The sequence below is a fragment of the Streptomyces sp. NPDC001858 genome (genome assembly GCF_053594615.1).
On record NZ_JBSFEV010000008.1, the window covers coordinates 237,160 to 250,410 of the forward strand.

Annotated in this window: 11 protein-coding genes; 6 read left to right on the forward strand and 5 right to left on the reverse strand. The window is 71.4% G+C overall.

The features are described 5' to 3' along the window. Nucleotides 1-11 precede the first annotated feature (11 nt). Both ACWCPF_RS14705 and ACWCPF_RS14710 read left to right on the forward strand, forming a co-directional pair. Complete coding sequence (locus tag ACWCPF_RS14705) at nucleotides 12-839, forward strand: hypothetical protein (protein WP_451045378.1); 828 nt, start codon at nucleotides 12-14, stop codon at nucleotides 837-839. A gap of 57 nt (nucleotides 840-896) precedes the next feature. Next, nucleotides 897-1,568: a peptidoglycan-binding domain-containing protein gene (locus ACWCPF_RS14710; protein WP_451045379.1), complete on the forward strand. Its 672-nt coding sequence runs from the start codon at nucleotides 897-899 to the stop codon at nucleotides 1,566-1,568. Between the two features lie 149 nt (nucleotides 1,569-1,717). Here the strand turns inward: ACWCPF_RS14710 and ACWCPF_RS14715 are convergent, their stop codons facing one another. From ACWCPF_RS14715 to ACWCPF_RS14735, 5 genes are all read right to left on the reverse strand, one after another. Further along, complete coding sequence (locus tag ACWCPF_RS14715; protein WP_451045380.1) at nucleotides 1,718-2,098, reverse strand: hypothetical protein; 381 nt, start codon at nucleotides 2,096-2,098, stop codon at nucleotides 1,718-1,720. Between the two features lie 338 nt (nucleotides 2,099-2,436). Beyond that, entirely contained in the window at nucleotides 2,437-3,363 is a 927-nt protein-coding gene (locus tag ACWCPF_RS14720) for a MurR/RpiR family transcriptional regulator (protein WP_451045381.1), read from the reverse strand. Nucleotides 3,364-3,463: 100 nt separating this feature from the next. Continuing rightward, complete coding sequence (locus tag ACWCPF_RS14725; RefSeq protein WP_451045382.1) at nucleotides 3,464-5,122, reverse strand: ArnT family glycosyltransferase; 1,659 nt, start codon at nucleotides 5,120-5,122, stop codon at nucleotides 3,464-3,466. Between the two features lie 92 nt (nucleotides 5,123-5,214). Then, entirely contained in the window at nucleotides 5,215-7,128 is a 1,914-nt protein-coding gene (locus ACWCPF_RS14730; protein ID WP_451045383.1) for a phosphatase PAP2 family protein, read from the reverse strand. Between the two features lie 211 nt (nucleotides 7,129-7,339). Continuing rightward, a complete protein-coding gene (locus tag ACWCPF_RS14735; RefSeq protein ID WP_451045384.1) occupies nucleotides 7,340-8,263 on the reverse strand; it encodes an N-acetylglucosamine kinase in 924 nt (307 codons plus the stop codon). A gap of 322 nt (nucleotides 8,264-8,585) precedes the next feature. Here ACWCPF_RS14735 and ACWCPF_RS14740 point away from each other — a divergent pair, with 322 nt between their 5' ends. The 4 genes from ACWCPF_RS14740 to ACWCPF_RS14755 all read left to right on the forward strand — a co-directional run bounded on the left by ACWCPF_RS14740 (nucleotide 8,586) and on the right by ACWCPF_RS14755 (nucleotide 13,251). Continuing rightward, nucleotides 8,586-9,719 (forward strand): ROK family transcriptional regulator, encoded by a 1,134-nt coding sequence (locus tag ACWCPF_RS14740; RefSeq protein ID WP_451045385.1) that lies wholly within the window; start codon nucleotides 8,586-8,588, stop codon nucleotides 9,717-9,719. Nucleotides 9,720-9,995: 276 nt separating this feature from the next. Next, the gene (locus ACWCPF_RS14745) at nucleotides 9,996-11,324 is read left to right on the forward strand and encodes an ABC transporter substrate-binding protein (RefSeq protein WP_451045386.1); all 1,329 of its coding nucleotides are present in this window, start codon (nucleotides 9,996-9,998) and stop codon (nucleotides 11,322-11,324) included. A 116-nt stretch (nucleotides 11,325-11,440) separates the two neighbouring features. Next, on the forward strand, nucleotides 11,441-12,352 hold the full coding sequence (locus ACWCPF_RS14750; protein ID WP_451045387.1) for a carbohydrate ABC transporter permease: 912 nt from the start codon (nucleotides 11,441-11,443) through the stop codon (nucleotides 12,350-12,352). Further along, the gene (locus tag ACWCPF_RS14755; protein ID WP_451045388.1) at nucleotides 12,349-13,251 is read left to right on the forward strand and encodes a carbohydrate ABC transporter permease; all 903 of its coding nucleotides are present in this window, start codon (nucleotides 12,349-12,351) and stop codon (nucleotides 13,249-13,251) included. Before ACWCPF_RS14750 ends, ACWCPF_RS14755 begins: the two co-directional genes overlap by 4 nt.

Consider the following 13,251-nt stretch of genomic DNA (forward strand, 5'->3'; position numbering starts at 1 on the left):
GGGAGACCCGCATGCCTGCCGCCCGCCCCCGTCTTCTGTATGTCACGGACCTGGCCTACGAGGCCCGCGGGCGCCGCTACTGCGACGAGGACCTCTTCCTCACCTCCCGGCTGCGCGCCCACTTCGACCTCGCCCTGTGCCATCCGCTGGACGCGGCCGCGCTCATGCGGTCCTTCGACGGCGTCGTCGTGCGCAACAGCGGCCCGGTGCTGGGCTACCGCGAGGAGTACGACGCCTTCCGGGAGCGCGCCCTCCAGGACGGCGTGCGCGTCTACAACCCGCTCACCGGCCGCGCCGACATGGCCGGCAAGCAGTACCTCCTCGACCTGAGCGCCGATGGTTTCCCCGTCATCCCGACCGTCGACCGCCCCGCGGACCTGCACCGGCTGCCCGCGGCCGACCGCTACGTCGTCAAGCCCAAGCTGGGCGCGGACTCCATAGGCCTGCGGATCGTCACGGCCGACGCGCTGCCCGCCCTGGCCGACGGCTCGGTCCTCGTCCAGCCGTGCGTCGACTTCGCTTACGAGGTGTCCTTCTACTACGTCGACCACGACTTCCAGTACGCGCTCTACGCCCCGCACCCCGACCGCCGCTGGGAGCTTCAGCCGTACCGGGCCACCGTCCGGGACCTGGAGTTCGCCCGGCGCTTCGTCGACTGGAACGGCCTCGCGCACGGCATCCAGCGCGTCGACGCCTGCCGCGCCCCCGACGGCGAACTGCTGCTGGTGGAGCTGGAGGACCTCAACCCGTATCTGTCCCTGGACGCCCTCGACGACGCCGGACGGGACGCCTTCGTCGCCGCGACGACGCGCTCCCTGCACCGCTTCCTCGACGGCTGAACCCGGCCGCCCGCGCACACGTATCTCTCCCGGGGGACCGACGGGAGGGAGACGAGCGTGCCGACGCCGGAGGAACCCGGAAAGCCGCACGAACGCCCGGTCCTGGAACCCATCCGGGTCCTGCGACCGCGCAACACCGACGCCCTCGCGGAGCTGTTCCGCGAGATGACCGACGACGCCACCGGCAGCTACGAGGCCGTGCAGCTGCCGAAGGAACCGCTCGGCAACGAGGACGTGACCGAGCAACTGCCGCCCGTGCGGGACCGGGACGTCGGGCCGAGACGGGAACGCCGTCCGCGCTCCGGACAGGCCTCCGGGCCGCCGCGCGCCGCCGTGGCCGCGGTCGCCGTGCTCGGCGCGGCGCTCGTCGGCTTCGCCTGCGCCCTGCTGCTGCCCGGCCGGGGCGACCAGGCCGCCGCGCAGACCCAGCCGTCCACGCCCGCCCCCGCCGCGACCGTCACCGCCCCGGCGACCGCGTCCGCCGACCCCGACGGAGCGGGCACGCTCCGGGAGGGCGACAGCGGCCCCGAGGTGAGCGACCTCCAGCAGCGCCTGCTGCGGATCCCGAACGTGTACGACAACGGCCCCACCGACGGCCGTTACGACACCGTGCTCACCGAGGCCGTGGCACGCTTCCAGCTCTGGTACGGCATCCGCGGCGACGAGACCGGCGTCTACGGCGACGACACCCGCCGCGACCTGGAGTCCCGCACCGCCACCGGCGCCTGACCGCGGGTCGGGGGAGGTCGGCGGCGGTTCGGCAGCGCCCTGTCAGGGGCGCGGGGCGCTGACATCTGCGGCTCCGCCGCGCGGGCGCGACCAGCCACGACGGCGCCGCAGCGGAACGACGGCCCATCGCGGCACTGCCAGCGGAGCGCTCAGCGGCCGGTGCTCTGGTCCACCAGGGCCTGGGTGACCGCGCGGACGCTGCGGGCGATGTGCTGCAGCTGCAGGACCTCGGCCGCGTACATCTTGATCGTGTGCTCGATGACCGACTCCGGCAGGCCGAGCCGGGGCAGGTCGGCGCGGGCGGTCTGCAGGGCGGTGCGGGCCACCCGGACCTCGTTCTGGACCTGGATCTGCGCGTGACGGGCGAGCAGCACCGGATGGCGCATCAGGACGGGGTAGCTGGCATAGCGCGCGGGCACCAGCTCGCGCAGCCACTTGGCGGCCGAGCGCTCCCAGTCGTAGCTGCCGGGAGTCTTGACCTGGCACGGCCAGTCCGAGCTGATGCGCGTCGTCGTCAGGGTCATGATCATCGCTTCCGGGTGTATGGCGTCGTGACGGTGGTCCGACGGTTCGGGGCGGCCCCGGTCCAGGGGATGACCGGGGCCGCCGCCACGGGCGCTCGCGCGAGCGAGGCCCCGAACACCCTCGAGCGCCGACGCGGGTAGGGGACGGCGGCTTCGGGTGCCCGTACAGGAGCCCTTTGCGGGCGGGTGCGGCCGTGAGCAGTATTTATATATGCCGTCGGCTTTGCAAGGCGTATGAAAACATTCATACGCGATATACCCGCATTGATCCCTTTGGTCTTTTTCCGTGGAGGGGGGTCCGGGAGGGGGCCCGGCAGGAGGGTCCGGAGGTCGCGTGGACCGGGTCATTCCCGCAGGAAGAACTGGTGCTGCTCGGCGATCTGTTCATACTCCTCGAGCCGCGCCTGGGTGCGCTCGGGACCCGCGTCGCTCATCGCCTGGAGCAGCGCCGCCGCCATCACGCCGGGGGCGGCGTAGGAGTCGAAGACCAGGCGGGACCCGGTGCCGCTGGCGAACGTGGCGTCGGCCTCGTCGGCCACCGGCCCCAGCGCCAGGTCGGTGACCAGCGCGACCTTGAGCCCGGCGCTGCGTGCGACCCGCACGGCCGTCAGCGTCTCCTGCGCGTGCCGGGGCATCGAGAACGCCAGCACCCAGGTCCCGCCCGCCTCCCTGGACTGCAGCAGCGCGTCGTAGGCGACGCTGCCGCCCCGGGTCACCAGCCGGACGTCCGGATGGACCCGGCGGGCGGCGTAGGCGAAGTACTCGGCGAGCGAGGCGGAGATCCGCAGCCCGAGGATGGTCAGCGGCGTCGACTGCGACAACTGGCGGCCGACGTCGATCACCAGGTCCGGGTCGGCGAAGTCGCGCCGCAGGTTCTCCAGGTTCTCGATCTCCGCGTCGACCGCCGCCTGGAGTTCGTTGCTGCGGTTCACCTCCGCCGCCGCGGGGCCGCCGGCGGCGAGGGTGCCCAGCGCGATCGACTGGAGCCTCTCCCGCAGCGCGGGATACCCGCTGAAGCCGACCGCCGCGGCGAACCGGGTCACCGACGGCTGGCTGACCCCGACCCGGTCCGCGAGGTCGGTGATCGACAGGAACGCCGCCTCGGTGATGTGCTCGATCAGATACTGGGCGATGCGTCGCTGGCCCGGGGACAGATGGGGTCCGTCGAAGAGGGCCCGGAGCCGGGAGGTCGGGGACGCCTCCGTCTCCGGACCGGTTCTGCCCGAGGTGATCGCGGATGCCTGTGCGCGTGCCTGCTGCGGCGATGGCACCGGTGCGCCTCCTTTGTCTTCCACGAAGCTCAACATAGCTCAGGGACCGGGTCGTCCAGGGAGGGCGAGGAGAGCCCCTTCCCGCCTCGGTGATCGCGGCTTACCGCCGGTACAGCGTGATCGAGTGCCCGACCTCGTCGACCGGCCGGCTGGTGCGCAGCAGCACCGCGAGCCGGCCCTTCGCCTTGGCGGCGGCGGAGTCCGACACGACCAGCAGCCCGTGCACGCTGCGCACGGGCGCCCGCAGCGGATCGCGGGCGCGGATGCCGTAGTAGGCGGGCACCCCGCTGCCCTTGTACACGAGCCACACCCGCTCGCCCCGGTACCGGGTGTGCAGCCGTCCTGCCAGCCGCCCCAGGTCCTGGCCCCAGTCGACGTTGGAGTCGTGCAGCCGCAGATGCGTCCTGGCCGGCCCGCCGAACGCCTCGTTGGAGTACGGCAGGTAGTACGGGAACGCGCGCAGCGAGCTGACGGCGACGAACGCCACCAGCGCCGCGGCCGTCACCGGCGTCCAGCGCCACCGCAGCGCCAGGACGCGCCCCGCGGCCACCGCCAGGAACATCGGCACGAAGACCACGTACCGGGTGCCCAGATCCCGTGCCCCGGTCATGGCCGAGGCGAGCAGCACGGCGGCCGGCAGGAGCACGTAGGGCGCGGCGGGCCGCAGCCGGCGCACCGCGAGCAGCGCGATCGCCCCGGCGGTCCACAGGGCGAGCATGCCGAGCGGGGTCTTCACGACCAGTGCGACCGGCAGGTAGTACCAGCGCCCGCCGGAGTACACATGCCCGAACAGGAAGCCCTGCCACGTCCGGTGCTCCAGACCGAACTGGATCCGCATGCCGTCCAGATACGCCTGCGGGAAGGGCAGCGCCCGCACGAGGAGCCCGTGCAGCCCGTGCACGGCGGGCACCTGGGCCGCCACGGGGTCCCAGCGCAGCCGCGGGTCGACCGCGAGATAGGAGGCCCAGACGACGGCCACGGCGGCCGCCGCCACGACCCCGGCCCCCAGCAGGCACCTGCGGACGTCGCGCGGTCGCCGGACCCACACCGTCCACGCCGCCAGGGCCAGCAGGACGGGGACCGCGGCCAGGGTGCTCATCTTCGTCGCGAGCGCGGCGCCGAGCGCGGCCCCGGCGAGCGGCAGCCACCGGCCCGGCCTGCCCCGGCGGGCCCGCCACAGCAGCCACGCCGACGTCAGCACGAAGCCGGCCGCCGGGACGTCCAGCGTCGCCAGCGAGCCGTGCGCCACGACGTCGGGGGTGAGGGAGTACAGGGCCAGCGCCGTCAGCGCGGCGGCGGGGCCGCCCAGGTCGCGGGCGAAGGCGAACACCACCAGGCCGAACAGCAGCGTCAGCACGATCACCGGCAGTCTGGCGAACAGCATCAGCCGCCAGGGGTCGTTGCCCGACTCGTACAGCAGGCGCCGCCCCGCCGCCTCCTGGCTGCCGGAGAACGCGGGGTCGACCTGCGGGTGGGCTAGGGCCACCCCGGCCGCGACGACGAGCTTGCCGAGGGGCGGGTGCTCGGGGTTGAGGCGCACCCGGTGCTCGTGCAGATACTCGGCCGCCGTGGCGACGTACACCGGCTCGTCGATGGTCGGCGTCTCCTGCACGGCGGCGGTGACCATCGCGACGGCCAGCTGCGCGAGCAGGACGACGGCCAGGACCGGGACGAGCAGTGCCGGGCGCGGCAGCCGAAAGGACGTGGGTCGCGCGTCGGGGGCGGTCTTCAGGGCCGCGTGCGGTCGGTGCGCCATCATCCGCCCCGCGGCGACCCCGCCGGGCGGTGGCGGGAGCGATCCGGCAGCGGCCTCATGGGCCTACTCTGCATCAGCTCCCGCCACGCGGCGCGTTACCGCTTGAGGAGTCGTACCGACAGACCGTCTGCCGTGTACACGGGTACGGCGCGCAGCTTGTCGGAGTTCAGCTCCACCTTGTCGAACTGGCCGCGCAGCGAGCCGGCGTCGATCACCGGGACGACGGTCCCGGCGACGGCCGGCTGCTTGGCGTCCAGGCGCAGCGACAGCACCGAGCCCTGGCCCAGGGTGACCCGGCCCGAGACGGTGAGCACCGCGCCGTGGTGGCGGCGCAGCGGCAGGTCCAGGGTCGCGCCCTTGGTCTGCGTCCACGTGCCGCGCACCCGCACCGGCAGGTCGGCGCGCACCGTGCCGCCGGTGAGCCGCACCTCGCCCTGGCCGAGCGCGCCTGCGTGCCCGGCGACGAGCGTGCCCGCCTCCACCACGGTGCCGCCGTGGTAGGTGTTGTGCCCGGTCAGGGTCAGCGTGCCGGAGCCGCGCTTGGTCAGGCCGCCCTCGCCGTCGATGTCGTTGCGCCATGCGTCGGCCGCGTGGAAGCCGCCCTTGGCGGCGTCCAGGGTGACCGTGACGTCCGACTCGAACGCGGCGTAGCCGTCGGCGGCGGCGAACAGGTTCAGCCGGCCCCACTGCTCGACGCCGTCGAGGAGCACATAGCCGGAGTCCAGCGCGGTCGTGCGCAGCACCGCGCGGCGCTGCTCGGCGGTCAGATACGGCTGACGCGTCTCCAGCAGCACCTCCGCGCCCTTGGGCACGGTGAGCGGCGTCCTGCGGCCCTGGCGCTCCAGGACATAGGTCAGCCGGGGCTTGTTGGCGCGCGCGTTGGCGTCCCGGTCGGCGTACTTGTCCGAGGCGTCGGAGTGCGCGTAGGCGGCCAGGGTGTCGGCGGTGGTGCCGGTGCGCGCGGTGAAGTAGGCCAGGGCCTGGGCGCGGGCGGCGGCCTTGAGGTCGGCGTTGGCCGGGTCGGCGAGCGTGGCCGCCGCGAGCGCGGTGGCCATGATGCGGCCGCCGATGACGTCGACGGTGGAGTGCATGCCGGACATGATCCGGGTGTGGCTGAGCTCCAGCGCGCGGGTCACCAGCTCCTGGAACCGCTCGGGCACCGCGTACGCGAACGCCAGCGACGCCAGGTGGAAGGCGTTGGTGTGACCGCTGGGGAAGCCGCCGTCGTCGACGGGGGAGGTGCTGCGCTGGCGCAGCAGCTGCGGGACCACGACCACCTTGGAGTCGTACACCGGGTAGCCGAGCGCGTCGGTCTTCCCCGTGTCGACGACCTGGCTGTTCTCGTTCATGCGCCACGGACGCGGGTACTGGAAGGCGTACTTGCCCGGGTTGCCCGAGGCGAACGGGCCGCGCACGGTGTCGACGAGCTTGGCGACCTGGCCCAGGTCGGAGGTGTACGAGCCGGCGCCGATCGCGGAACCGGCGGGCGCGTCGGCGGGCACGGCGTCGCTGATCGTGGTCGGGGGCGTGGTGTCCGGCGCGCTGGTGATCGAGGTGACGGCCTTGGCTCCGGCCTTGTACAGGTCCGTCAGCGGGCCGAGGGCGGCGATCATCGCGTAGCTCTGGTGCTGGCGGTCGTAGACGAACGCCTCCCTGCCCTGGGCGTCGGTGCGCCGGGTGGTGAGCGCGATGCAGTAGCGCATGTTGGCGCGCAGGATCTCGGGCCGCAGCGGGGCGCCGGTGTTCCAGGCGGCGCCGGTCTTCCACACCTGGGCGAAGCCGCCGAGGATGCGCACCACGGCGTTGGTCTCGGGCGTGGTGTTGGTCGTGAGGTTCGTCTTGTAGTCGTCGACGAAGGGGAGGCTCGTGGCGGCCTTGGCGTCGGCGGCGGCCAGCCAGGACACCAGCGTCGGGGCGGCGACGAGGGCCGCCGAGCCACCGAAGGAGATCTTCAGAAAGCGCCTTCGGTTCACGGCCGGGGAGGTGTGGGTCCCGGTGGTTGACGGCATGGGTAATGCCTCTCTTGAGTTCTTCGACTGAGCGAGTTCATCGGCCGAGCGGCCAGAGGGAAGAGGTGTGATCACTGTGCGGCCCATGGTTGTGCTGACGCTTGGTGAGCCGGATGACACGTACGAGCGAAGATCTACTGCGGGCCTGTGACTCTTCTGCGATGGCCCGGCGACCGGTGCATGTCCTGTGGGTGAACGTGAGACCTGCATCTCACAGGGGCGAACGCGCGAGCAGCGCGCGTGCCAGCGCCACCGCGCCCTCGACCGGCGGCACGGTCAACGGCTGCGCCCGCGCTCCCGGTACGGCCGCTTCGAGCGCGTCGGTGAACGCCTCGTACAGCGCGGGCTGGCCGAGCACCGTGCCCCCGGCCACCACCACGTCGTCGACGAGGACCCCGCGGGCGGCGAGCCGGGCGACGAGCGCGGCGAGGTCCCGGCCCGCCTCGGAGATCACGGAGCGGGCAGGCAGGGAGCCCTCGGCGGCGGCCGCGAAGACGACGGGCGCGTGCCGTCCCCACTCGGCGGAGACGGGCGAGGCGGCCTCCAGGGCGGCGCCGAGCGCCGGGACCTCGGGGACGCCGAACGCGGCGACCAGGCCACGGGCCAGGGCGTCGGGCAGCTCTCCGCGGTCGTGCGCGGCCCATACCGCCCGGGCCGCCTCGCGGACCAGACCGGCGGCGCCGCCCTCGTCGCCGAGGACCGCGCCCCAGCCGCCCACCTGAACGGGGTGGCCGTCGGGGCCCGGGCCCACCGCGACCGAGCCGGTGCCGGCCACCAGGCCGACGCCCTTCTCCAGCCCGGCGGCGGGAACGAGCAGTTCGGCGTCGCCCACGATGTGCGCGGGAACGCCGAGAAGTTCTTGGAGCGCGACGCGGATCCGCGCGCACTGCAGAGGGGTCTCGCAGGCGTGCGCCCCCACGGCGATCGCCGTGGGGTGCGAGCCCGCGGGCAGCGCCTCATGGAGCAGTTCGGCCAGCCAGCGCGCGGCGGCGGCCGGGTTGTGCGGCCCCCAGCCCGTGCTGGCGCGGACATGGTCGGCGACGACGTCCGCGCCGGCGAGCGCGCGCAGCTGTGTCTTGGTGCCGCCCACGTCGACGCCGACCACGAGGGGGCTCGAAGGGGGAGAGTCCTGCACGGATCCTCTTTCGTCGATGCGCTGACATACGACGGCGGGCGAACCGTGACCTGCAAAAACGCGGGGTTTGATGAACTAGGGAAGCCCCGGGACGGGCTTCTGACGAAGCACGGTAGGCGAGTACCGTGAAGTTCGTTAGGAAGTTAACTAACGAAGTACAGTGCGTCAAGAGTAATCGCGCACTCGACCACCGCAGGGCCCTCCGGGGCCGTCGCGGGGCGGGAACGCGCGACGTCGGTGCATCCCATCGCCGCAGCCCGCCGAGCCCCTCGGTCGGGGCGCGCGGCCCTGTACCCGTGTGGGGGAAACTGTGGAACTCGACGTGGCTGAAACCCCCCGCCTCACCGAGAGCGCCAGTGCCGTGTTCGCCGTGCTGGCCCGGGCGGGCAGCGCGACCCGGCCGCAGCTCGCGAGCATGGCGGGGCTGTCCAAGCCGACGGTGTCCTCCGCCGTGGTCGAGCTCGAGGGCGCCCGGCTCGCCGCGCACTCCGGCACCGTGTCCGGCGGCACCGGCCGCTCCCCGGCCGTATACGGTCTGGGGCCGGCCGCCGGCGCCGTCCTGGCCGTCGACCTGGGGCCCGCCCTCACCCGGGTCCGGAGCTGCGCTCTGGACGGCGCGCTGCTCGCCGAGGCCACCGCCTCCCGCAAGGACGCCGCCGGCGCCGTCCGCGAGGCGCTCGCCGCGCTGCCCGAGGGCCTGCCGCTGCGCTCCATCGTCGTGGCCGTCGGCGACGTCGCCGAGCGGAACCGGCAGGGCAGCGGGATGCGGCCCGCGACGGCCAAGGCCGGGCCGGTCTTCGACGCCGTGACCGTCGCGCTGCCGCCGGGCGTTCCCGTGCACCTGGAGAACAACGTCAACTGCGCCGCGCTCGCGGAGCTGCACGAGGGCGCCGCCCACGGCCGCCACACCTTCGGCTATCTGCGGATCGGCGTGGGCATCGGCCTCGGCATCGTCGTCGGGGGCCAGGTGCTGCGCGGGTCGAACGGCGCCGCCGGTGAGCTGGCCCGGCTGCCCTACCCGTGGGACGAGGGCCGTGAGCCGCGCCAGGAGGCCCTGGAGGAGTACATCGGCGCCCGTTCCCTGCTGCGCCGGGCCGCGGCGGCCTGGAGCCGCGCCGACGGCCCGTGTCCCCGCACCACCGAGCGGCTCTTCGCGCTGGCCGGAGAGGGCCGCGCCCCGGCCCGCGAGCTCGTCGCACGGCATGCCGCGGACGTGGGCCGCCTGGCCGCCGCCGTGACCGCCGTGCTGGACCCGGGCCTGATCGTGCTCGGGGGCAGCACGGGCGCGGATCCGCAGCTGCTGCCCGGTGTGCGGGCCGAGCTGGCGCGGCTGAGCTGGCCCACCGAGGTGGTCAGCAGCACGGTGGGGGATTCCGGCACCGTCGCGGGCGCGGCACGGCTCGCGGTCGCCCGGGGAGTCCAAACCGTGACCCAGGCCGCGGGGGCTAAGGATTGACGGCCTCGGACTCAGTCTGCCAATGTCCGGACAAGCGCTTTCTAAGTCGGTCGGGACACCGGCTTGGGGTAGCGTCCCGCCAGTACACGATGATGTACGGCAGCCATGCGAGGGCGTGCTCGCTGGGCGACGGCCTGGAGGCCGGGGACCCCACCCGTAGGAACGACGCGGCCGGGCGAGGCCGCGCCCTCGGAAAGCGGAATTTCCTCCAAAGTGCACCTGTGCCGCGTTGGTCGGCGCCGTGCTCCGTCCCGTACGACGAAAAAGGGATCGAAGATGACCACTGTAGGTGTGCGGCGCTCCAGCCGACTCGGCCGCGGCGGTATGCGCCGTATGGTTCCCCTCGCAGCCGTGGCCACGGCAGGCGCCCTGCTGCTCTCCGCCTGCGGGTCGGACAGCGACTCGGGCGGTACCTCCAAGTCGCTGACGTTCTGGATCTCCACGGTTCCGGGGCAGGACGCGGGCTGGAAGAAGATGGTCGCGGAGTACAAGAAGGAAACGGGCGTCGACGTCAAGCTCGTCAACCTCCCCTACGACGGCTACGACACGAAGCTGCGCAACGCCGCGCAGGCGAACTCCCTGCCCGACGTGGCGGCGGTGCCGAAGCTGGACCCGATCTGGTCGAACAAGCTGCTCGACCTCAGCGACATCGCCAACAACAAGAGCAACAAGATCAACGCGAACTTCGTCGCCAAGGACTCGTCCGGGAAGGTGCTGTCCATCCCCTCGGACGTCACCGCGTCCGGCATGTTCATCAACAAGTCGCTCTTCGAGAAGGCCGGCGTCTCCTACCCGACGTCGCCCTCCAAGACCTGGACCTGGACAGAGTTCATCAAGGCGGCGAACGAGGTCCGGGACAAGACCAAGGCCAAGTACTCCCTGACCTTCGACCAGTCGCCGTCCAGACTCCGCGCCATGGTGTACGAGATGGGCGGGCAGTACATGCACGCGGACTCCGCCGGCAAGTTCTCGGCGGACGAGGCGACCAAGAAGGCCGTGAAGACCTTCGTCGGCTGGAACGACGACAAGACCATCCCGAAGTCGGTGTGGACGAGCGGCGCCGACCCGTCGGCCATGTTCCAGAGCGGTGACGTGGTCGCCTTCTGGTCCGGCGTGTGGCAGGTTCCCGCCTTCGCGGAGAGCATCACGAAGTTCGAGTGGGCGAGCGTCCCGACCCCCGCCGAGCCGGTGCAGGCCAGCGACGTCAACAGCGGCGGCATGACCGTCGGCTTCAACAACAACGCCGACGCGGCCTCCGCCGCGACGAAGTTCCTGTCCTGGCTGTACGAGCCGGCCCACTACCAGGCCCTGTGCGAGGCGTCCGGGTTCCTGCCGGTCGAGAGCGGTCTGAACCCGACGTACCCCTTCAAGTCCGAGGCGGCGCAGGCGGCGTTCAAGCTCTACAACGAGTCGATCCCGCTCTACGCCCCCATCTCCGGCTACTTCAACGTCGCGCAGACGAACTGGGCGCTGAAGGGCAAGAGCCTCACCGACGACCCGACCAAGGCGGAGATCGGTAAGGCGATCAACGGCGAGCAGTCGTCCGACAAGGCCCTGGAGAACATCGTGGCCGGCTACGACCAGCAGGTCGGCGGCGTGAAGTAGGACCCAGGTCCGGGCGGCGGTGCGAGCCACCGCCGCCCGGACATGGACGTCCGCGTGATGCCGGGCTCATGGCGTGAGCCCACCGCTATCCAATCCACCAGCACGGAGTCAGGAAGATGACAAAACGCGCCTCGGACGTGTCCGTGAGCCCGCCCAGGAGCCGCAGTAAGTACACCCTCGCGCCACTGGTCCTCATCGCGGCCAATGTCGTGCTCTTCGCGCTGTTCTTCGTCTGGCCGGCGGTGATCGGGCTCGTCTACTCCTTCACGGACTACACGGGCGTGGGGTCGTTCCAGTTCGTCGGACTGGACAACTACGAGAAGCTGCTCGGGGACTCGGCCTTCTACGACGCGACGACCCGCACGCTGCTCTACACCGTGCTCTTCGTTCCGCTGAACTTCGTGTTGTCGTTGGTCATCGCCAACGTGCTGGTGAGCAAGCACGCCAAGGGCGCGTCGGTCGCCCGCCTCTTCTTCTTCATCCCGTGGCTGCTGTCGCCCATCATCGTGGGTGTCCTGTGGCGATGGCTGTTCGGTGAGAACTTCGGACTGGTCAACTACCTCATCGAGAAGGTCGGCGGAAGCGCCGTTCCGTGGCAGTCGAACGCGGACCTGTCACTGATCGTGGTCGTGGTGGCGGCGGCCTGGGCCTGGACGGGCTTCTCCATGCTGCTGTTCATCGCGGCGATCAAGAACGTACCGACGTCGTACTACGAGGCGGCCGCGCTCGACGGCGCCGGTCCGTGGCGCCAGTTCATCAGCATCACACTGCCGAGCATCGCGCCCACCTCCTTCATCGTCATCCTGCTCAACACGATCCACGCGATGAAGGAATACGCGGTGTTCGCCTCCCTCAACAGCGGCGGACCCGGAACGTCGAACAACCTGCTGGTCCAGTACATCTACCAGACGGGGTTCAAGGCAGGCCAGATCGGCTACGCGAGCGCCGCGTCGTTCGTGCTCATGCTCATCCTGATGGGCGTCGCGATCATCCAGATGATGGTCAACCGGCGGGTGGAGAACCGATGACAACCACAGACATGCCGCGCAAGGTCGACGCCGACTCCGTACGGGCCGTCCCCAAGAAGAAGTCCCGCGGCTCGGCGACCGGCGGGCTTCGGCGCGCGATTCCCGCGACGACACTGCTGTGGGTCCTGGCGGGCCTCTACGCGATTCCGGTGCTGTGGTTCGTCCTCAGCTCCTTCAAGCCGGCGGGAGACCTGTTCTCCCTTCCGCTGACGGTGTTCCCGGACAACCCCACCGTGTCGGGTTACAAGGAAGCGTGGGCAAGCGCCAACTTCGCCCAGTACTTCATCAACACGACCATCGTGTGTGTGATCGCGACGATCCTCACGGTGGGAGTCAGCTGCTGCACCGGATACGCGCTGGCCAAGTACGACAACAGATGGCTCAAGGCCTTTTTCCTCTGCATCCTGGCCACCACCATGCTGCCGGCCGAGGTCATGCTCGCCCCGCTGTTCCTGGTGGTCCGCGACCTCGGCTTCTACAACTCGCTCGCCGGCATCATCCTCCCGGCTCTGCTCACGGCGACCGGGTGCTTCATGTTCCGCCAGTTCTTTTTGACGGTCCCCGACGAGCTCATCGAGGCCGCCCGCATCGACGGCGCGAAGGAGCTGTCGATCTTCCTGCGGATCATGGTGCCGCTCTCCCGGCCCATCATGCTGACGCTCGCCATCCTGTCGTTCCAGTGGCGGTGGAACGACTACATCTGGCCGCTGCTGATGCTGAACGACCCCGAGAAGTTCACCGTGCAGATCGGCATCCAGAGCCTCGTCGGAGCGCAGAACATCAACTGGTCGGTGCTGCTCGGCGGATCGGTCATCTCCATGGTTCCGCTGATCGTCGTCTTCCTGGTCTTCCAGAAGTACGTCATGAACGCCGACATCAACGCCGGACTGAAGGACTGA

Excerpts from the sequence above, each read along its gene's own strand:
- ACWCPF_RS14705 (WP_451045378.1), top strand. The coding sequence starts at position 12 with ATGCCTGCCGCCCGCCCCCGTCTTCTGTATGTCACGGACCTGGCCTAC.
- ACWCPF_RS14715 (WP_451045380.1), bottom strand. The coding sequence starts at position 2,098 with ATGATCATGACCCTGACGACGACGCGCATCAGCTCGGACTGGCCGTGC.
- ACWCPF_RS14725 (WP_451045382.1), bottom strand. The coding sequence starts at position 5,122 with ATGATGGCGCACCGACCGCACGCGGCCCTGAAGACCGCCCCCGACGCG.
- ACWCPF_RS14730 (WP_451045383.1), bottom strand. The coding sequence starts at position 7,128 with ATGCCGTCAACCACCGGGACCCACACCTCCCCGGCCGTGAACCGAAGG.
- ACWCPF_RS14745 (WP_451045386.1), top strand. The coding sequence starts at position 9,996 with ATGACCACTGTAGGTGTGCGGCGCTCCAGCCGACTCGGCCGCGGCGGT.
- ACWCPF_RS14750 (WP_451045387.1), top strand. The coding sequence starts at position 11,441 with ATGACAAAACGCGCCTCGGACGTGTCCGTGAGCCCGCCCAGGAGCCGC.
- ACWCPF_RS14755 (WP_451045388.1), top strand. The coding sequence starts at position 12,349 with ATGACAACCACAGACATGCCGCGCAAGGTCGACGCCGACTCCGTACGG.